The sequence below is a fragment of the Streptomyces sp. NPDC058470 genome, from assembly GCF_042721055.1.
Lineage (GTDB): Bacteria > Actinomycetota > Actinomycetes > Streptomycetales > Streptomycetaceae > Streptomyces.
The window spans coordinates 2,060-20,285 of the sequence record NZ_JBHXMF010000068.1 but is presented as its reverse complement, the minus strand read 5'-3'; the positions used below and the strand labels follow the sequence as shown (position 1 = coordinate 20,285).

Sequence of the window (18,226 nt, the reverse complement as noted above, 5' to 3'; positions counted from 1 at the left end):
AAGGTGACTGTTGTTCCACTGTCAGTGAGCTGTCAACCCTGGTGAGCGCACCACCACATGAACCTCAGCCGCATCCCACAGCCTCAGCCGCATCCCACAGCCTCAGCCGCGCCGCACGACCTCAGCCGCGCCGCAGCAGCCGCGTCGCCCCCGCCGCCACCGTCGTCGCCAGAATCCAGCCAAAGAGGATCACCACGGCGGCCAGCCACTGCCAGCCGCCGCGCAGCTGCCAGAAGCCCACCTGGCCCAGGTCGATCACCGGAAGCAGCAGGTCCAGGGCGAACAGCGAGGGGTCCCACGGCGGATGTTCGCCGGTCTTGATCGGTGGGTGGTCGGCATGCCGGAAGGCGATGGACGTCGCCGCCCACAGCACCGCCATCCACAGGGCGGCCCGCCCCGGCCGGTACCCGTAGGCGACCGTCAAGTCCTGCGCGTACCCCCAGAGCTTGGCGGCGAGCGGCAGCGTCTCGCGGCGGCGGCGCTGCTTGGCGAGCAGCACCTCGCGGGCGTCCTCGTCCTCGCCGGAGTTGCGCAGCACGGTGGCGAGGCGCTCGTACGGCTCCGGGTTGTACTCGGCGGTCGCCGCGGCCACCCACTCCAGGCGCCGGGCCAGCGGGAACGCGCCCTGCGGCACCAGGTTCTCGTAGCCGAAGCCGCCCATGTGGAGGCCGCCGGGTCCCGGCCAGCTCGCCGCCCTGTCGACCAGGGTGACCACCTTCGCGCCCGACAGCACCACCTTGCCGCGTTCCGGCTTCTGCCCGAGGAAACGCAGCTCGGGCGTCTGCACCCGGCGCAGCGACAGCTCCTGGTCGTCGTCGAAGGTGAAGCGGGCCCGCTCCAGGTCGAGCGCGTCCCCGAACCGCCCGTCGTCCAGCCGGATCCCGCCCTGGCACTCGAACCGCTGCACCACGGTGCCGCGCGCCGGGGTGGTCCCGCCGGTCTGGAGGGGATTGCCGACGGCCGCCGGAGTCATGTAGAGCGTGCGGTTGACGGTCAGCTGCGGGGCGTTCAGCGCGAGGCGGGTGTACGGGTTGGTCAGCCTGCTGCCGCGCAGGCTGAGCGAGACACCGACGGTGGCGCCGCGCAGGCTCAGCTCACCGTGCGACTCCAGCATCTCGGCCTGCAGGTCCTGCCCCACGGTCATGCCGTCGCCGGTGATCGAACGCCCGCGCCGGTCCCGGTAGACCACGGCCTGGTTGAGCAGCAGATCCGTGCCGATGTGCGCGTCGGTGAGGCGTACGCCGTTGTGGAAGCGGCAGCGCGGCAGATGCAGGTCGCCCTCGGTGTGCACGCGGGCCGCTTCGAGCCGCGGCACCGAACAGTTCACCAGCCGTACGGTCTGGAACCGGGCCTCCGGCAGCAGGATCTCCTTCTCGAACCGGCACGACTTCAGCTCGAGGTACGGCACCACGGTGCCGCCCGCGAGATCGAGCACGTCGGTGATCTGCACGCCGGTCAGTTTCAGGGAGGCGACGCGGCCCTGGAGCGGGGGCGGCCCGTCGAGCAGCAGCCATGCCACGATCCTGGCCCGCACGCTGCGCTCGGGACCCCAGGGGTGGCCGCCGTGCGGATCGTCGGCGAGCGAATCCCCGCTGCGCAGGTCGTACACACTGCCATTGCGGAAGGACTGCCACATTCCGGCCTCGGCGGCGGTCAGTTCGTCCGGCAGTTCCCCATTGCGGATGCCGGCACCCTCGCTCACGGTTTTCCCTTCCTCCCCAGCTCCAGGCGTCCGCCCCAGCTACTCGCGGGTTTCGGACAACCGTTCAATGCCCGCTGGGTGACGCCTCGAACGCTAGCGGTGAAGCTGATCTTGCAGGGCTTGTATCAGCCATTGATACGCGGGTCCGACGCCCGATCGCCGTCTGAGAGAATTGGACCCGTGATCTCCCGAATCGACCTGCGCGGCGACGCCCTCCCCGAGGGTGCCGCCCTGCGCGACCTGCTGCCCCGAGCCGACTTCGACGTCTCGGCCGCCCTGGAGAAGGTGCGTCCGATCTGCGAGGCCGTGCATCATCGGGGAGACGCGGCGCTGATCGACTTCGCGGAGAAGTTCGACGGCGTCCGCCTGAAGCAGGTAAGGGTCCCGGCCCAGGCGCTCACGGACGCCCTGGAGCAGCTCGACCCCGCCGTGCGTGCGGCCCTGGAGGAGTCCATCCGGCGCGCCCGGCTCGTCCACCGCGAACAGCGCCGTACGACGCACACCACGCAGGTCGTGCCCGGCGGCTCGGTCACCGAGAAGTGGGTGCCGGTCGACCGGGTCGGGCTCTACGCCCCCGGCGGCCGTTCGGTGTACCCCTCCTCCGTGATCATGAATGTCGTGCCCGCGCAGGAGGCCGGCGTCCCGTCGATCGCGCTCGCCTCGCCGGCGCAGGCCGAGTTCGACGGCCTTCCGCACCCGACGATCCTCGCCGCGTGCGCGCTGCTCGGCGTCGACGAGGTGTACGCGGCCGGCGGCGCCACCGCCGTCGCGATGTTCGCGTACGGCACCGAGTCCTGCCCGCCCGCCAACATGGTCACCGGCCCCGGCAACATCTGGGTCGTCGCCGCCAAGCGTTTCTTCACCGGCAGGATCGGCATCGACTCGGAGGCCGGACCCACCGAGATCGCGGTCCTCGCCGATGAGAGCGCCGACCCGGTGCACGTCGCCTCCGACCTGATCAGCCAGGCCGAGCACGACCCGCTGGCCGCCGCCGTCCTCGTCACGGACTCCATGGCCCTCGCGGACGCGGTCGAGAAGGAACTGGAACCGCAGGTCGCGGCCACCAAGCACATCGAGGACCGGATCGTGCCGGCCCTGAACGGCAGGCAGTCGGCGATCGTCCTCGTCGACGGCATCGACGAGGGCCTCCGGGTCGTCGACGCGTACGGCGCCGAGCACCTGGAGATCCAGACGGCCGACGCGGCGGCGGTCGCGGACCGGGTGAAGAACGCGGGCGCGATCTTCGTCGGCCCCTGGGCGCCGGTGTCGCTGGGCGACTACTGCGCGGGCTCCAACCACGTACTGCCGACCGGCGGTTGCGCCTGCCACTCCTCGGGGCTGAGCGTCCAGTCCTTCCTGCGCGGGATCCACATCGTGGACTACACGCGCGATGCCCTCGCCGACGTAGCCCATCACGTGGTGACGCTGGCGGAGGCGGAGGACCTGCCCGCCCACGGGGCGGCGATCAAGGCTCGTTTTGGCGGAGCCGAACAATGGACGCGTGGTTGGAAGGTGCCCGGCAAGTGACCTTTGGAATTGACGACCTCCCCGTACGCGACGAGCTGCGCGGCAAGACCCCCTACGGCGCGCCCCAGCTCGACGTCCCCGTACGCCTCAACACCAACGAGAACCCGTACCCGCTGCCCGAACCCCTCGTCGAGCGGATCACCGAGCGGGTTCGCGAGGCCGCCCGGAATCTCAACCGCTACCCCGACCGGGACGCGGTCGAGCTGCGCACCGAGCTGGCCAAATACCTGACGAAGACCGGCAAGTACCCGGTCGCCACCGAGAACGTCTGGGCGGCGAACGGCTCGAACGAGGTCATCCAGCAACTGCTGCAGACCTTCGGCGGACCCGGCCGGACCGCGATCGGCTTCGAGCCCTCGTACTCGATGCACGCGCTCATCGCGCGCGGCACGGGAACGGGCTGGATCTCCGGTCCTCGCAACGAGGACTTCACGATCGACCTCGCCGCCGCCGAGCAGGCCGTCGCCGAGAACCGGCCGGACGTCGTCTTCATCACCACCCCCAACAACCCCACGGGCAACGCGGTGCCGCCCGAGACGGTCCTCGCGCTGTACGAGGCCGCGCAGGCCGCGAAGCCGTCGATGGTGGTGGTCGACGAGGCGTACATCGAGTTCAGTCACGGCGACTCATTGCTGCCGCTGCTCGAAGGTCGGCCGAATCTCGTCGTCTCGCGGACGATGTCGAAGGCGTTCGGCGCGGCCGGGCTGCGGCTCGGCTATCTCGCCGCGCACCCGGCGGTCGTCGACGCCGTCCAGCTCGTCCGGCTGCCCTACCACCTGTCGGCCGTCACTCAGGCGACCGCGCTGGCCGCCCTGGAGCACACCGACACGCTGCTGGGATACGTCGAGCAGCTGAAGGCCGAACGGGACCGGCTGGTCGCCGAACTGCGTGCGATCGGCTACGACGTGACCGATTCGGACGCCAACTTCGTGCAGTTCGGGCGGTTCGCCGACGCCCATGAGGTCTGGCGGAAGATCCTCGACCGGGGCGTCCTGGTCCGGGACAACGGCATCCCGGGATGGCTGCGGGTCACCGCCGGAACTCCCGCCGAAAACGACGCGTTCCTGGACGCGGTACGTGAACTGAAGAAGGAGCAGAGCGCATGAGCCGCGTCGGAAGAGTTGAGCGGGTGACCAAGGAGACCTCGGTCCTCGTCGAGATCGATCTCGACGGAACCGGAAAGGTCGATGTGTCGACAGGTGTCGGCTTCTACGACCACATGCTCGACCAGCTCGGCCGGCACGGTCTGTTCGACCTGACCGTGAAGACCGAGGGCGATCTGCACATCGACTCGCACCACACCATCGAGGACAGCGCCCTCGCGCTCGGCGCCGCTTTCAAGCAGGCGCTCGGCGACAAGGTGGGGATCTACCGCTTCGGCAACTGCACGGTCCCGCTGGACGAGTCGCTCGCCCAGGTGACCGTCGACCTCTCAGGGCGTCCCTACCTCGTGCACACCGAGCCCGAGCAGATGGCGCCGATGATCGGCGAGTACGACACGACGATGACCCGGCACATCTTCGAGTCCTTCGTCGCGCAGGCCCAGATCGCGCTGCACGTGCACGTGCCCTACGGCCGCAACGCGCACCACATCGTGGAGTGCCAGTTCAAGGCACTGGCCCGCGCCCTGCGGTATGCCTCCGAGCGTGACCCGCGCGCCGCCGGCATCCTCCCGTCCACGAAGGGTGCGCTGTAAAGCCATGACAGGCCTCAACACCATCCTCATCGTCGTCGGGCTCTTCCTCCTCGGCGGTGTCTACTCCTTCGTCAAGCAGAAGATGCCGATGAGCCTCATCGTGCTGCTCTCGATCGGCGCCGCGATGTGCCTCGTGGCGGGGGTCATGCGGTTGGCGGTGTGGAATTGACCGCGCCCAAGAAGACTTCCAAGAAGGTCGTCGTCTTCGACTACGGCTTCGGGAACGTGCGGTCCGCCGAGCGGGCCCTTGCCCGCGCCGGCGCCGAGGTCGAGATAACGCGTGACTACGACAAGGCCATGAACGCGGACGGGCTGCTGGTGCCGGGCGTCGGCGCGTTCGCCGCCTGCATGAAGGGCCTGCGTGAGGCGCGCGGCGACTGGATCGTCGGCCGGCGACTGGCCGGTGGCCGCCCGGTGATGGGCATCTGCGTCGGCATGCAGATCCTCTTCGCGCGCGGCATCGAGCACGGCGTGCAGACCGAGGGCCTCGACGAGTGGCCCGGCACGGTCGAGCCGCTCCAGGCCGAGATCGTGCCCCACATGGGCTGGAACACCGTCGAAACCCCGGCCGGCTCGCAGCTCTTCGCGGGGCTCGACGCCGACGCGCGCTTCTACTTCGTGCACTCGTACGCCGTCCACGACTGGTCCCTTGAGGTCGGGAACCCGCTGATACGGCCGCCCCTGGTGACCTGGTCCACGCACGGCAAGCCCTTCGTGGCGGCCGTCGAGAACGGCGCCCTGTGGGCCACCCAGTTCCACCCCGAGAAGTCCGGCGACGCCGGAGCCCAGCTGCTCACCAACTGGATCGGAACCCTGTAGACAATGGCCAAGCTCGAACTCCTCCCCGCCGTCGACGTCCGTGACGGCCAGGCGGTCCGCCTGGTGCACGGTGAGTCCGGTACGGAGACCTCGTACGGCTCTCCCCTGGAGGCGGCCCTCGCCTGGCAGCGGTCCGGCGCCGAGTGGCTGCACCTCGTCGACCTGGACGCCGCGTTCGGCACCGGCGACAACCGCAAGCTGATCGCCGAGGTTACCGGCGCCATGGACATCAAGGTGGAGCTGTCCGGCGGCATCCGCGACGACGACACCCTGGCCGCCGCGCTCGCCACCGGCTGCACCCGCGTCAACCTCGGCACCGCGGCCCTGGAGACCCCCGAGTGGGTCGCCAAGGTCATCGCCGAGCACGGCGACAAGATCGCGGTTGGTCTCGACGTACGCGGCACGACGCTGCGCGGCCGCGGCTGGACCCGCGACGGCGGCGACCTCTACACGACGCTGGAGCGCCTCAACTCCGAGGGCTGCGCACGGTATGTGGTGACGGACATCGCCAAGGACGGCACACTGCAGGGCCCGAACCTGGAACTGCTGCGCGATGTGTGCGCGGCGACCGACCGCCCGGTCGTCGCCTCGGGCGGCGTCTCCTCCCTGGACGATCTGCGTGCCATCGCCGAGCTGGTGCCCCTCGGTGTCGAGGGCTCGATCGTCGGGAAGGCCCTGTACGCGAAGGCGTTCACCCTGGAAGAGGCCCTGGAAGCGGTGGCTGCCCTGTGAGCGGCGTACGACGTATCCAGACCGGTGCGCCCTGGGAGGAGGCCTTCGGGTACTCCCGCGCGGTGGAGCTGCCGAACGGCCTGGTGCTGGTCGCCGGGTGCACCTCCGTGATCAACGGGGAGATCGCCGCGGGCGACCCGTACGAGCAGACGGTCAACTCCTTCAAGGTGGCGTTCGCGGCGCTGGAGGAGCTCGGCCTCGGCCGCGACGACGTCGTCCGTACGCGCATGTACATCACCCACGCGCGTGACGTGGAGGACATCGGCCGCGCCCACAAGGAGCTGTTCGACTCCGTGCGCCCCGCCGCATCGATGATCATCGTCTCCGGTTTCGTGGACCCGAGTCTGGTCGTCGAGGTCGAGGTGGAGGCGTACAGGGGAGAGCCGGCGTCATGACCCTCGCCGTACGAGTCATCCCCTGCCTGGACGTCGACAACGGCCGGGTCGTCAAGGGCGTCAACTTCCAGAACCTGCGCGACGCGGGCGACCCCGTCGAGATGGCCAAGGTGTACGACGCCGAGGGCGCCGACGAGCTGACCTTCCTGGACATCACGGCGTCCTCCGGCAACCGCGAGACCACGTACGACGTGGTGCGCCGCACGGCCGAGCAGGTCTTCATCCCGCTGACCGTGGGAGGCGGTGTCCGTACCGCCGAGGACGTGGACAGGCTGCTGCGGGCCGGGGCGGACAAGGTCGGGGTCAACACGGCGGCGATCACCCGGCCCGAACTCATCCGGGAGATCGCGGAGCGGTTCGGACGGCAGGTCCTCGTGCTGTCGGTGGACGCCCGTCGCACGGAGAGCGGCTCCTTCGAGGTCACCACCCACGGCGGGCGCACGGGCACCGGCATCGACGCCGTCGAGTGGGCGCACCGGGCCGCCGAGCTGGGCGCGGGGGAGATCCTGCTCAACTCGATGGACGCGGACGGCACGAAGGACGGCTACGACATCGAGATGATCGAGGCCGTACGCAAGCACGTGACCGTTCCGCTGATCGCCAGCGGCGGCGCGGGGCGGCTCGCCGACTTCCCGCCGGCCATCGCCGCGGGCGCCGACGCGGTGCTCGCCGCGTCCGTCTTCCACTTCGGTGATCTGCGGATCGGTGAGGTGAAGGAGACGTTGCGGGGGGCGGGGTATCCCGTTCGCTGAGGTCAACTGTCTTTGAGCCCCGGTCACTTGGTGACCGGGGCTCAGTCGTGTGCGGGCGCCCGGCAGATACGAAGTGAAAGTTGCGCAATTTTAGTTGCGCAATTTTTCTTTCGTATCTAGAGTCGAGGCATGGCAAGCAAGGAGAACCGCCGGATCACGGATGTGGGCACGCTCAAGGCCCTGGGGCATCCGCTGCGGATGAAGCTGTACCGGGCGCTGATCGTGACCGGCGCCGCGACCGCGTCCCAGTTGGGCGAGCAGGTCGACGAGGCGCCCTCACTGGTCAGCTACCACCTGCGCAAGCTCGCCGAGCACGGGCTCATCGAGGAGGCCGAGCCGCGCAGCGGGGACGGCCGGGAGCGCTGGTGGGAACCCGCCTCGGACGGTGTGAGCGTCCGAGGCGGGGACTTCCGGGACGCGCCCGAGAAGCAGGCCGCCCACCTGGCGTTCACCCGGCTCTTCCACGAGCAGCGCGGCGACCAGTACCGGCGCTACCTCGACGAGCGCGCCACCTGGCCCACGGAGTGGAACGACGCCGCCGCCGACTCGGAAGGCACGCTCCGGCTGACGGCCGCCGAACTCGACGCGCTCAAGGACGAGTTGCTCACGGTCATCAGGAAGTACGACGACAAGGGCCGCGCCGAAGAAGCGGCCGGTGCCACCGAAGGGCGCGAGAACGTCGCGCTGCACGTGTACGGCTTCCCGTTCCGCCCCTGAAGCCCTGAAGCCCTGAAGCCCTCAAGCCCTGAGAGGACGTACTCCGTGACCATGACCGCCGTACCCCAAGCCCCGGTAGCCACCGACAGGCCCGCCCACCGCGATGGCAACGTACTGCGCTGGCTCGGTGCCTACGCCTCGTCGATGATCGGCGACAACGTCTACTACATCGCGCTGTCCTGGGCGGCCGTCCAGGCCGGTACGCCCTCGCAGGCCGGCCTGGTGATGGCCGTGAGCGCCGTACCGCGGGCGCTGCTGATGCTGGGCGGGGGAGTGGTCGCCGACCGCTTCGGGCCGCGGAAGGTCGTCATCGGCAGTGACGCCGTGCGCTGCGTGGCCGTCCTCACGGTGGCCGCGCTGCTGTTCACGGCGAGCCCCGGGCTCTGGCCGCTGGCCCTGCTCGCCATCGTCTTCGGCGCCGTCGACGCGGTCTTCATGCCCGCGGTGGGCGCCCTCCCCGCCCGCGTCACCAGCCGCGGCCAGCTCGCCCGCGTCCAGGGCATGCGGGGCCTCGCGATCCGCCTCGCCAACGTGGTGGGCGCACCGATCGGCGGCCTTTGCGTGGCCCTCGGAGGCGCGGCGGCGGCCTTCGGCCTTGCGGGCATGCTGATCGCCGTGTCGGTGCCGCTACTGGTCTCCGTACGTATGAAGGACCTGCCCGCCGACGACGCGGTCGCCCAGCGCACCCCGTGGCGCGACCTCCGGGACGGCCTGGGATACATCAGGCGCCACCCCGTCCTCGCCCCGCTCATCGTCGCCATCGCGCTCGGCGACCTGGGCTTCGTCGGACCGCTCAACGTGGGCCTGACCCTGCTGGCCGATCAGCGTGGCTGGGGCGCCTCCGGGATGGGCTGGGTGCTCGCCGGGTTCGGGACCGGTGCGGGGGCCGCCGGGATGCTGCTGACCGTGCGGGGCCGGCTGCCGCACGCGGGGCGGGTGTCGGCGCTGGCGATCCTGGCGGGTGCGCTCGCGATCGGTTCGCTCGCGTACGTCCCCACGGTCGCCGCCGCCGTCGGTGTCGCCCTTCTCATCGGCCTGCTCGCGGGGCTCAGCGGCGCCCTGTGCGGCGCGCTGCTGCAGACCCAGGCTGACCCCGCCTACCTCGGCCGGGTCAGCTCCGTCTCCGGCATCGTCAGCCTCGGCCTCGCCCCGCTCAGCATGCCGCTGACCGCCGCCGCGATCGGCTGGTGGGGCACCGGGCCCGTCTTCGTCACCAGCGCGGTGGTCTGCGGGCTCGGCGGAGTGCTCGCCCTGAGCGTCGCGCCGCTGCGCCGCGCCGAGCTTCCGAAATAGCGGGCCCTTCCCCCGGACCGGCGATCAGAACCCGAGCTGCTTCGCCTCGTGCAGTTTCGCGATCGCGTCCTTGTCGCCCTCCAGCTCGACATCGGCCACCTGCTGGCGTCCGAACACGAACATCAGCAGCTCCGAGGGCTCGCCGGTCACCGTCACGACCGGCGTGCCCTTGTGTGCGACCGCCGTCTGGCCGTCCGGCCGGCGAAGCACCAGGCCGGTCGGCGCACCGCGGCCCGTCAGCCGGGCCGTGCGCTCCAGGCGGGACCACAGGGCATCCTGGAAGACCGAGTCCAGCGCCCGCGGTGTCCAGTCGGGCTGCGCACGGCGTACGTCCTCGGTGTGGACGTAGAACTCGATGGTGTTCGCCGCCTCGTCGATCTGCTTCAGGGAGAACGGGGAGAAGCGCGGCGGGCCCGTACGAATCAGCTGGATCAGCTCCTCGTACGGCTTCTCGGCGAACTCCGTCATCACTCGTTCGAGACGGGGCGCGAGCTGCTTGATCCACGTTCCGCCCGCGGCATCCGCGCGGCGCTCGCGTATCACCACGTGGGCGGCGAGATCACGGGTGTTCCAGCCCTCGCACAAGGTGGGGGCGTCCGGACCCTCGGCCTCCAACAGGTCGGCGAGGAGAAGTCGTTCACGCTTTGCATGGGTCGACATGCCGGCAAGCCTACGACCGTCCCACCGGTCCGCCCAGTGGACGGCGGCCAGTAGAGGCCGCGGGACCGGCACTGTGGACAAACGGCGAGCCGTGCCCCCGGTCCGGCCCGTGGACATTCGTCGGGTGGTGCCCCGGTCCGGCCCGTGGGCAAACGCAGGGCCGTGCCCCGGTCCCGCCTGTGGACAGACCTCGGGCCGTGTCCGGTCCGGCCTGTGGACAACTGCCTGGCGCGTCCCACCGGCGCGGCACAATGGTCCCTATGACCAGCACGCCTCCGCCCAGCAGGCCCGACAGGCCCAGCGGCCTGGACCCCGAGATCGCCGCGCGCCTCAAGCGCGGCGCCGACGGGCTCGTCCCCGCCATCGCCCAGCAGTACGACACCGGTGAGGTGCTGATGCTCGGCTGGATGGACGACGAGGCGCTGCATCGCACGCTCACCACGGGCCGCTGCACGTACTGGTCGCGCAGCCGCCAGGAGTACTGGGTCAAGGGCGACACGTCCGGCCACTTCCAGCACGTGAAGTCCGTCGCCCTGGACTGCGACGCCGACACGGTTCTCGTGCAGGTCGACCAGGTCGGCGCGGCCTGCCACACGGGCGCCCGCACCTGCTTCGACGTCGACGTACTGCACGACGTACCGGCCGACGTACTGCTCAAGAACGCCGATTCCGGCGTACCGGCACGGGATCAGTAAGGTCAGCCGCCATGGACCTTGAGACCTTCCGCAAGCTGGCCACAGACCGCCGTGTGATCCCCGTCAGCCGCAAGCTCCTCGCGGACGGTGACACACCGGTCGCGCTCTACCGCAAGCTGGCCGCCGAGCGCCCCGGCACCTTCCTCCTGGAGTCCGCGGAGAACGGCCGATCATGGTCCCGTTACTCCTTCGTGGGCGTCCGCAGCCAAGCCACCCTCACCGAGCGGGACGGGCAGGCCCACTGGCTCGGCACCCCGCCCGTCGGCGTCCCCGTCGAGGGCGATCCGCTCGCCGCGCTGCGTGCCACCATCGAGGCCCTGCACACGCCGCACGGCGAGGACCTGCCCCCGTTCACCGGCGGCATGGTCGGCTATCTGGGGTACGACATCGTGCGCCGCCTGGAGAAGATCGGCCCCGGCGAGCACGACGACCTGAAGCTCCCCGAGCTGACCATGCTGCTCACCAGCGACCTCGCCGTCATGGACCACTGGGACGGCTCGGTCCAGCTGATCGCCAACGCGATCAACCACAACGACCTCGACACGGGAGTCGACGAGGCGTACGCGGACGCCGTCGCGCGCCTCGACGCCATGGAGGCGGACCTCTCCCGCGCGGTCTCGCAGCCGCCCGCCGCCCTTCCGCCCTCCGAACTCCCCGAGTACACCGCGCTCTGGGGCGGCCCCGAATACCAGGACGCCGTCGAGGACATCAAGGAGCGCATCCGGGCCGGCGAGGCCTTCCAGGTCGTACCCTCCCAGCGCTTCGAAACGCCGTGCACGGCAAGCGCGTTGGACGTGTACCGAGTCCTGCGCGCGACCAATCCCTCCCCGTACATGTACCTCTTCCGCTTCGACGGCTTCGATGTCGTCGGTTCGTCCCCCGAGGCCCTCGTCAAGGTCGAGGACGGGCACGCGATGGTGCACCCCATCGCGGGCACCCGGCCGCGCGGTGCCACCGTCCAGGAGGACCAGGCCCTCGCCGACGAGCTGATCGCCGACCCCAAGGAGCGCGCCGAGCACCTGATGCTCGTCGACCTGGGGCGCAACGACCTCGGACGGGTCTGTGAACCGGGCTCCGTCGAGGTCGTCGACTTCATGTCCATCGAGCGGTACTCACACGTGATGCACATCGTCTCGACGGTGACCGGGCGGGTCGCGGCCGGACGCACCGCCTTCGACGTCCTGACCGCCTGCTTCCCCGCCGGCACCCTCTCGGGTGCGCCCAAGCCGCGCGCGATGCAGATCATCGACGAACTGGAGCCCTCCAGAAGGGGGTTGTACGGCGGCTGCGTCGGCTATCTCGACTTCGCGGGCGACTCCGACACCGCCATCGCCATCCGTACCGCGCTGCTGCGCAACGGCACGGCGTACGTCCAGGCCGGTGCCGGAGTCGTCGCCGACTCGGACCCGGTGGCGGAGGATAACGAGTGCCGCAACAAGGCCGCGGCGGTGCTCCGCGCGGTGCACACGGCGAACCGGCTGGGGTAATAGGACAAGTCTCACGTGAGCCCCGGGTGACCGTTCGGCCGGGGTTCAGGCGATAGTGGAGTACGTGACTGCTGTTCCGCACCCCCGATCCGAAACCCCCGGACCTGCCGGCTCCGGCCGCCGCAGCCTCGCCGTGGCCCTGCTCAGCGGCGCCCTCGGCGCGGCCGTGGCACTGCTGTCGACCCGGCAGAACTGGGCGTCGGGCACCGCCTCGGTGGCCGGCGGCGACTTTCCGCTGACCGCCTCGGGCAGCGACGTCACGGGCGTGCCCGCGGCGCTCGCCATAGTGGGCCTCGCCGCGCTCGTCGCCGTCTTCGCGGTCCGCCGCTCCGGACGCTTCCTCGTCTCCGCGCTGCTCGCGCTCTCCGGCGCGGGCATCGTCGTGGCGGCCGTGCTCGGCGCAGGCGACAGGTCGGCCCTCGACGAGAAGGCCGCGGCGGCCTCCGGCGACACCGCCGCCACCGCGGACGCGCTCAGCCACACCGCCTGGCCGTACGTCGCCGCCGCGGGCGGCGCCCTCATCCTCCTCGCGGGTCTCCTCGCGCTGCGTTACGGGCGGCTGTGGCCCGCGATGTCGGGCCGCTACGAGCGCGACGGGACACCCCGGCCGCGCAAGGCCAAGCCGGTCGACCCGGACCGCCCGGAGGACATCTGGAAGGCGCTCGACCGCGGTGAAGATCCGACGGGCCCGGACCCGGCAGGGACCTGATCGCCGGTCCTCGGGCTCCTGAGTCCGGGTCCCCGGGGACCTGCGTCCCAGGGCTTTCGTCCTGACCCGGCCGAACCGACGCGCGCGGACCGACCCCCCGCTCACGGCACGCCCGCGAGTACGGGACAATGGCCGAGGAGCGTCCGACTCACCACACGTACGCAGCACGTACTCAGTAACGAGGAGCAAGTCATGGCGGGCAGCAACCACGGTCACACCCCGGCCGCCTGGACCGGTGCCATCATCGTCTTCATCGGTTTCTGCGTCTCCGGCGCCTTCACGGTGCTGGCCGACCCGCTGGGCTTCTGGGCCGGTCTGGTCATCGTCGCCCTCGGTGGTGTCGTCGGCATGGTGATGCAGGCGGCGGGCCTGGGCAAGGCGAGGACCAAGCCCGCGCGTACGGCCCGTGAGACCGTGGGCGCCGAGGGCTGAGCATCCCGTAGACCTGGTGAGAGGCGGTTCCGGCGCAGCTGCCGGGGCCGCCTCTCCCGCGTACGGGCGTTCCGGGCGGGTGAGGGGCACAATGCGTGGGGTGAACGCCGAATCCCAGCGGGTGACACAGAGCGCGGAACCCGGAGCGGGCGCCGCACTGCGGCGGCTCGCCGTACCCGGTGGGGTGCTCGCGGCCGTCGTCGGCGCCTTCGCCTACGTCGGGGCCGTCGACCCCAACCAGCCAGGGCACTACCCCGTCTGCCCGCTGCTGCGGCTCACGGGCGTGTACTGCCCCGGATGCGGCGGTCTGCGCAGTGCGCACGCCTTCGTGCACGGGGACTTCGCGGCGGCGCTCACGGACAACGCGCTCGCCGTCGTGGCGTTTCTGGGCTTCGTGACGGTGTGGGCCGTATGGGTGGTCCGGTCGGTGCGCGGGCGCCCGCCGCGGGTCGAACCGGGGCCAGTCCACCTGTGGACCATCGGCACGTTGGTGCTGGTCTTCACGGTTGTCCGGAACCTGCCCTTCGGTGGCTGGCTGCACCCTTGATCAAATGACAAAGGTCCAGGTAGTGGGACCGGCGTCAACCGGATGCGAGGTCTACGCCTTCCTCCGGATACCATCGCAGTGAGGGGTCTGACACGTCGCAACCGTCCGAGGCGGTGAACCCGGGTCAGCTGCTCAACCGCTTCAGCTCTTCACCGCAGGAAGGGGGCCGCTCGCGTGAGTGTGCTCGACGAGATCATCGACGGAGTCCGTGCCGACCTCGCGGAGCGGCAGGCGCGCGTCAGCCTCGACGAGCTCAAGGAGCGCGCGGCGAAGGCTCCGGCGGCCAAGGACGGCGTGGCGGCCCTGCGTGGTGACGGCGTCAAGGTCATCTGCGAGGTCAAGCGCTCCAGCCCGTCCAAGGGCGCGCTCGCCGCGATCGCCGACCCGGCCGGGCTCGCCGCGGACTACGAAGCGGGCGGTGCGGCCGTCATCTCGGTCCTCACCGAGCAACGCCGCTTCGGCGGTTCGCTGGCCGACCTGGAGGCCGTCCGCGCCAGGGTCGACATCCCCGTACTGCGCAAGGACTTCATCGTCACGTCGTACCAGCTGTGGGAGGCCCGCGCGTACGGCGCCGACCTCGTGCTGCTGATCGTGGCCGCCCTCGACCAGCCCGCCCTGGAGTCCCTCATCGAGCGCGCGGAGTCCATCGGGCTCACCCCGCTCGTCGAGGTGCACGACGAGGACGAGGCGGAGCGGGCCGTGGAGGCCGGCGCGAAGGTCATCGGCGTCAACGCGCGCAATCTCAAGGACCTGAAGGTGGACCGCTCCACCTTCGAGCGCGTCGCCCCCGAGATCCCGGCCGGCATCGTCAAGATCGCCGAGTCCGGCGTCCGTGGGCCGCACGACCTCATCGCGTACGCCAACGCAGGCGCCGACGCGGTCCTGGTGGGCGAGTCGCTCGTCACCGGCCGCGACCCCAAGACGGCCGTCTCCGACCTCGTCGCCGCGGGCGCCCACCCCGCCCTGCGGCACGGACGGGGCTGACACCCCGATGCCCGCCTCGCCCCACGCCGACGCCACCTCCCGTCCGGGCCTGCGCCCCGACGGGGGTTCGGCGTGTGTGGGGTCGGCCGCACCGCTCCCGGACCGGGGTGACTCGTACGTCGGGCGTCCCGGCCAGGGGGTCGCTGTGCAGCTCCTGAGCCGCAGCGACTCGTATGCCATACGCCCCTGTGTGCGGTCCGCCGCGCCGCTCCCGGTCGCCACGGCGGCCCGGGACGCCTACGCCCGCCTCGCCCGAGGCTGCCGCCCGCGCGGGTGCCGGGCGCCCGCACGCCGCGTCCACGGACGCCGCGTTCGCTATGTCATCGGCGATGAGCCGGGCCAGGTCAACGGCATGCGATGGCGCCTCGCGCCCGCACGCTGACGCCGTCCCCGACGCCGGTTCCACCCTCCGGGTGAACTGAGCTGACCTGGACCCGGCACGGCCGGTCCATGCCGGTGGGCCTTCTGTCCCTGCGGCGGGAGGCGCTCCGGCTCTGCCGACCGGCTCGGGCTTCGCCCGTCACCGATCGGTGGTTCCGGGCCGGCTCGGCACCGCCGACCACCGTCATCCGGCTTCTCGCCGTCGCGGCGGAGAGAACCCCCTTGGGGTTTGTGCTGGGGCACCCATCCCCGGTATGGCCGGGTGGGTGGGAAAGCAGGCGGTGCCGCCGGCGGGATCGGCCGGTCCGGGAAAGGCGTTCCTCAGTGAGGCCCCTTGCCGGAGGCGTGCGTGCCTACGTGATCGATAACGTGAATCCCTGTCCAACCTGTAACCGGGGCCGACGCCCCTGCGAGGTAGCCGCATGCCCAGCGAGTTCTTCATTCCCGACCCCGAGGGTCAAGTTCCCAGCGCCGAGGGGTACTTCGGCGCGTACGGCGGCAAGTTCATCCCGGAGGCGCTGGTCGCCGCCGTGGACGAGGTCGCCGTCGAGTACGACAAGGCGAAGTCGGATCCCGAGTTCGCGCGTGAGCTCGACGATCTGCTCGTCCACTACACCGGGCGCCCCAGTGCGCTGACCGAGGTACCGCGGTTCGCCGAACACGCCGGTGGGGCACGGGTGTTCCTCAAGCGGGAAGACCTCAACCACACCGGATCCCACAAGATCAACAACGTCCTCGGGCAGGCCCTGCTCACTCGGAGGATGGGCAAGACGCGCGTCATCGCGGAGACCGGAGCGGGCCAGCACGGCGTCGCCACCGCCACCGCCTGCGCACTCTTCGGCCTCGAATGCACCATCTACATGGGTGAGATCGACACCCAGCGGCAGGCCCTCAACGTCGCGCGCATGCGCATGCTGGGCGCCGAGGTCATCGCCGTGAAGTCCGGCAGCCGCACCCTCAAGGACGCCATCAACGAGGCCTTCCGCGACTGGGTCGCCAACGTCGACCACACCCACTACCTGTTCGGGACCGTGGCCGGGCCGCACCCCTTCCCCGCCATGGTCCGCGACTTCCACCGGGTCATCGGGGTCGAGGCGCGGAGGCAGATCCTGGAGCGCGCCGGACGGCTCCCCGACGCCGCCGTCGCCTGCGTGGGCGGTGGCTCCAACGCCATCGGGCTCTTCCACGCCTTCATCCCCGACAGCGGCGTACGACTGATCGGCTGCGAGCCCGCCGGGCACGGCATCGAGACCGGTGAGCACGCGGCCACGCTGACCGCCGGTGAGCCGGGCATCCTGCACGGCTCGCGGTCCTACGTCCTCCAGGACGAGGAAGGGCAGATCACCGAGCCCTACTCCATCTCGGCCGGACTCGACTACCCGGGCATCGGGCCCGAGCACTCCTACCTCAAGGACAGCGGCCGCGGCGAGTACCGCGCGGTCACCGACGACGCGGCGATGCAGGCCCTGCGCCTGCTCTCCCGCAGCGAGGGCATCATCCCGGCGATCGAGAGCGCGCACGCGCTGGCCGGAGCCCTGGAGGTCGGCAAGGAGCTGGGCCCGGACGGCCTGATCCTCATCAACCTGTCCGGCCGCGGCGACAAGGACATGGACACGGCCGCCCGCTACTTCGGCCTGTACGACACCGACGCCGAGGTCGCCGCCAACGCGGCCGACACCGCCGAGATCGAGGGGGACGCCAAGTGAGCGGCAACATCCAGCTGTTGAGCGACACCCTCGCCCGCGCCAGGGCGGAAGGGCGGGCCGCCCTCATCGCGTACCTGCCGGCGGGGTTCCCCACCGTCGACGGCGGGATCGACGCCATCAAGGCCGTCTTCGACGGGGGCGCCGACGTCGTCGAGGTCGGGCTGCCGCACAGCGATCCCGTCCTCGACGGCCCCGTCATCCAGACGGCCGACGACATCGCCCTGCGCGGCGGAGTCAAGATCGCCGATGTGATGCGGACGGTCCGGGAGACGCAGGAGGCCACCGGCAAGCCGGTGCTCGTGATGACGTACTGGAATCCGATCGACCGCTACGGCGTCGAGCGCTTCACCGCCGAACTGGCCGAAGCGGGCGGCGCCGGGTGCATCCTGCCGGACCTGCCGGTGCAGGAGTCGGCGCTGTGGAGGGAGCACGCCGAGAAGCACGGGCTCGCGACCGTCTTCGTCGTCGCGCCCAGCAGCAAGGACGCCCGGCTCACCGAGATCACCGCGGCGGGCTCCGGCTTCGTGTACGCGGCCTCGCTGATGGGCGTCACGGGTACCCGTGCGTCGGTGGGCGCGCAGGCGCAGGACCTGGTGCGGCGCACCAAGGCCACCACCGAGCTGCCCGTCTGCGTCGGCCTCGGCGTCTCCAGCGCCGAACAGGCCGCCGAGGTGGCCGGCTTCGCCGACGGTGTGATCGTCGGATCCGCCTTCGTGAAGCGGATGCTGGACGCGCCCGACGAGCGGGCCGGCCTGGAAGCCGTACGAGCGCTCGCCGCCGACCTTGCGAAGGGTGTGCGAGGAGCGCTGTAACAGACAGTGCATATCTGTAGGTAACGGACAATCCGCTCACTCGAACGGGTGGACCTGGGGCCGGGGGGGGGGGGGGGGGGGGCCCCCGGGGGTTTTGCGGGTGTGTGGGGGGAGTAACGGGAGGGGAATAGGACCCCCCCCCCGCGGGGGGGGGCCGCGGGAGCGCAGAAGAAAACCACG

Annotated in this window: 21 protein-coding genes; 19 read left to right on the top strand and 2 right to left on the bottom strand. The window is 70.9% G+C overall.

The window, feature by feature from the left end:
- Nucleotides 1-121: 121 nt before the first annotated feature.
- A complete protein-coding gene (locus ACFWP7_RS35975) occupies nucleotides 122-1,702 on the bottom strand; it encodes an oxidoreductase (protein ID WP_384390570.1) in 1,581 nt (526 codons plus the stop codon).
- 180 nt (nucleotides 1,703-1,882) lie between these two features.
- Here ACFWP7_RS35975 and hisD point away from each other — a divergent pair, with 180 nt between their 5' ends.
- From hisD to ACFWP7_RS35925, 10 genes are all read left to right on the top strand, one after another.
- Nucleotides 1,883-3,229, top strand: coding sequence for a histidinol dehydrogenase (gene hisD, locus ACFWP7_RS35970; protein ID WP_384390567.1), 1,347 nt, complete (start codon nucleotides 1,883-1,885; stop codon nucleotides 3,227-3,229).
- Nucleotides 3,226-4,335, top strand: coding sequence for a histidinol-phosphate transaminase (locus tag ACFWP7_RS35965; RefSeq protein WP_384390564.1), 1,110 nt, complete (start codon nucleotides 3,226-3,228; stop codon nucleotides 4,333-4,335). The genes hisD and ACFWP7_RS35965 overlap by 4 nt, the downstream gene beginning before the upstream one ends.
- A complete protein-coding gene (hisB, locus tag ACFWP7_RS35960; protein WP_384390561.1) occupies nucleotides 4,332-4,925 on the top strand; it encodes an imidazoleglycerol-phosphate dehydratase HisB in 594 nt (197 codons plus the stop codon). Before ACFWP7_RS35965 ends, hisB begins: the two co-directional genes overlap by 4 nt.
- 4 nt (nucleotides 4,926-4,929) lie before the next feature.
- A complete protein-coding gene (locus ACFWP7_RS35955; RefSeq protein ID WP_365427638.1) occupies nucleotides 4,930-5,094 on the top strand; it encodes a hypothetical protein in 165 nt (54 codons plus the stop codon).
- Nucleotides 5,091-5,744, top strand: coding sequence for an imidazole glycerol phosphate synthase subunit HisH (hisH, locus tag ACFWP7_RS35950; protein WP_384390640.1), 654 nt, complete (start codon nucleotides 5,091-5,093; stop codon nucleotides 5,742-5,744). The genes ACFWP7_RS35955 and hisH overlap by 4 nt, the downstream gene beginning before the upstream one ends.
- A 3-nt stretch (nucleotides 5,745-5,747) precedes the next feature.
- Entirely contained in the window at nucleotides 5,748-6,476 is a 729-nt protein-coding gene (gene priA / locus ACFWP7_RS35945; protein ID WP_384390558.1) for a bifunctional 1-(5-phosphoribosyl)-5-((5-phosphoribosylamino)methylideneamino)imidazole-4-carboxamide isomerase/phosphoribosylanthranilate isomerase PriA, read from the top strand.
- On the top strand, nucleotides 6,473-6,871 hold the full coding sequence (locus ACFWP7_RS35940; protein ID WP_384390555.1) for a RidA family protein: 399 nt from the start codon (nucleotides 6,473-6,475) through the stop codon (nucleotides 6,869-6,871). Before priA ends, ACFWP7_RS35940 begins: the two co-directional genes overlap by 4 nt.
- Nucleotides 6,868-7,623 (top strand): imidazole glycerol phosphate synthase subunit HisF, encoded by a 756-nt coding sequence (gene hisF / locus ACFWP7_RS35935; protein ID WP_384390552.1) that lies wholly within the window; start codon nucleotides 6,868-6,870, stop codon nucleotides 7,621-7,623. Before ACFWP7_RS35940 ends, hisF begins: the two co-directional genes overlap by 4 nt.
- Before the next feature lie 129 nt (nucleotides 7,624-7,752).
- A complete protein-coding gene (locus ACFWP7_RS35930; protein ID WP_384390549.1) occupies nucleotides 7,753-8,340 on the top strand; it encodes an ArsR/SmtB family transcription factor in 588 nt (195 codons plus the stop codon).
- Between the two features lie 51 nt (nucleotides 8,341-8,391).
- Complete coding sequence (locus tag ACFWP7_RS35925; RefSeq protein ID WP_384390546.1) at nucleotides 8,392-9,633, top strand: MFS transporter; 1,242 nt, start codon at nucleotides 8,392-8,394, stop codon at nucleotides 9,631-9,633.
- A 24-nt stretch (nucleotides 9,634-9,657) separates the two neighbouring features.
- On the opposite strand, the gene ACFWP7_RS35920 is transcribed toward ACFWP7_RS35925, so the two are convergent.
- Nucleotides 9,658-10,293, bottom strand: coding sequence for a TIGR03085 family metal-binding protein (locus ACFWP7_RS35920; RefSeq protein WP_384390543.1), 636 nt, complete (start codon nucleotides 10,291-10,293; stop codon nucleotides 9,658-9,660).
- A 260-nt stretch (nucleotides 10,294-10,553) separates the two neighbouring features.
- Here ACFWP7_RS35920 and hisI point away from each other — a divergent pair, with 260 nt between their 5' ends.
- The 9 genes from hisI to trpA all read left to right on the top strand — a co-directional run bounded on the left by hisI (nucleotide 10,554) and on the right by trpA (nucleotide 18,046).
- Nucleotides 10,554-10,988: a phosphoribosyl-AMP cyclohydrolase gene (hisI, locus tag ACFWP7_RS35915; protein ID WP_384390541.1), complete on the top strand. Its 435-nt coding sequence runs from the start codon at nucleotides 10,554-10,556 to the stop codon at nucleotides 10,986-10,988.
- 11 nt (nucleotides 10,989-10,999) lie between these two features.
- A complete protein-coding gene (locus tag ACFWP7_RS35910; protein ID WP_384390538.1) occupies nucleotides 11,000-12,475 on the top strand; it encodes an anthranilate synthase component I in 1,476 nt (491 codons plus the stop codon).
- Nucleotides 12,476-12,530: 55 nt separating this feature from the next.
- Nucleotides 12,531-13,184: a TIGR02234 family membrane protein gene (locus ACFWP7_RS35905; RefSeq protein WP_384390535.1), complete on the top strand. Its 654-nt coding sequence runs from the start codon at nucleotides 12,531-12,533 to the stop codon at nucleotides 13,182-13,184.
- A gap of 192 nt (nucleotides 13,185-13,376) precedes the next feature.
- On the top strand, nucleotides 13,377-13,616 hold the full coding sequence (locus ACFWP7_RS35900; protein ID WP_384390532.1) for an HGxxPAAW family protein: 240 nt from the start codon (nucleotides 13,377-13,379) through the stop codon (nucleotides 13,614-13,616).
- Nucleotides 13,617-13,707: 91 nt separating this feature from the next.
- Nucleotides 13,708-14,163, top strand: a complete 456-nt coding sequence (locus ACFWP7_RS35895) for a DUF2752 domain-containing protein (RefSeq protein ID WP_384390530.1) — start codon at nucleotides 13,708-13,710, stop codon at nucleotides 14,161-14,163.
- A gap of 174 nt (nucleotides 14,164-14,337) precedes the next feature.
- Nucleotides 14,338-15,147, top strand: a complete 810-nt coding sequence (gene trpC / locus ACFWP7_RS35890; RefSeq protein WP_384390527.1) for an indole-3-glycerol phosphate synthase TrpC — start codon at nucleotides 14,338-14,340, stop codon at nucleotides 15,145-15,147.
- 7 nt (nucleotides 15,148-15,154) lie between these two features.
- Entirely contained in the window at nucleotides 15,155-15,529 is a 375-nt protein-coding gene (gene trpM, locus ACFWP7_RS35885) for a tryptophan biosynthesis modulator TrpM (protein ID WP_384390524.1), read from the top strand.
- A 421-nt stretch (nucleotides 15,530-15,950) separates the two neighbouring features.
- A complete protein-coding gene (gene trpB / locus ACFWP7_RS35880) occupies nucleotides 15,951-17,234 on the top strand; it encodes a tryptophan synthase subunit beta (protein ID WP_384390521.1) in 1,284 nt (427 codons plus the stop codon).
- Nucleotides 17,231-18,046: a tryptophan synthase subunit alpha gene (trpA, locus tag ACFWP7_RS35875; RefSeq protein ID WP_384390519.1), complete on the top strand. Its 816-nt coding sequence runs from the start codon at nucleotides 17,231-17,233 to the stop codon at nucleotides 18,044-18,046. Before trpB ends, trpA begins: the two co-directional genes overlap by 4 nt.
- Nucleotides 18,047-18,226: the final 180 nt, after the last annotated feature.

Bases quoted from the DNA above. Each gene is read 5' to 3' on its own strand.
- hisI (WP_384390541.1), top strand. From the start codon at position 10,554: ATGACCAGCACGCCTCCGCCCAGCAGGCCCGACAGGCCCAGCGGCCTG.
- ACFWP7_RS35930 (WP_384390549.1), top strand. From the start codon at position 7,753: ATGGCAAGCAAGGAGAACCGCCGGATCACGGATGTGGGCACGCTCAAG.
- ACFWP7_RS35920 (WP_384390543.1), bottom strand. From the start codon at position 10,293: ATGTCGACCCATGCAAAGCGTGAACGACTTCTCCTCGCCGACCTGTTG.
- ACFWP7_RS35910 (WP_384390538.1), top strand. From the start codon at position 11,000: ATGGACCTTGAGACCTTCCGCAAGCTGGCCACAGACCGCCGTGTGATC.
- ACFWP7_RS35900 (WP_384390532.1), top strand. From the start codon at position 13,377: ATGGCGGGCAGCAACCACGGTCACACCCCGGCCGCCTGGACCGGTGCC.
- ACFWP7_RS35895 (WP_384390530.1), top strand. From the start codon at position 13,708: ATGCGTGGGGTGAACGCCGAATCCCAGCGGGTGACACAGAGCGCGGAA.
- hisB (WP_384390561.1), top strand. From the start codon at position 4,332: ATGAGCCGCGTCGGAAGAGTTGAGCGGGTGACCAAGGAGACCTCGGTC.
- ACFWP7_RS35955 (WP_365427638.1), top strand. From the start codon at position 4,930: ATGACAGGCCTCAACACCATCCTCATCGTCGTCGGGCTCTTCCTCCTC.
- ACFWP7_RS35925 (WP_384390546.1), top strand. From the start codon at position 8,392: ATGACCGCCGTACCCCAAGCCCCGGTAGCCACCGACAGGCCCGCCCAC.
- trpM (WP_384390524.1), top strand. From the start codon at position 15,155: ATGCCCGCCTCGCCCCACGCCGACGCCACCTCCCGTCCGGGCCTGCGC.
- hisF (WP_384390552.1), top strand. From the start codon at position 6,868: ATGACCCTCGCCGTACGAGTCATCCCCTGCCTGGACGTCGACAACGGC.
- priA (WP_384390558.1), top strand. From the start codon at position 5,748: ATGGCCAAGCTCGAACTCCTCCCCGCCGTCGACGTCCGTGACGGCCAG.
- trpB (WP_384390521.1), top strand. From the start codon at position 15,951: ATGCCCAGCGAGTTCTTCATTCCCGACCCCGAGGGTCAAGTTCCCAGC.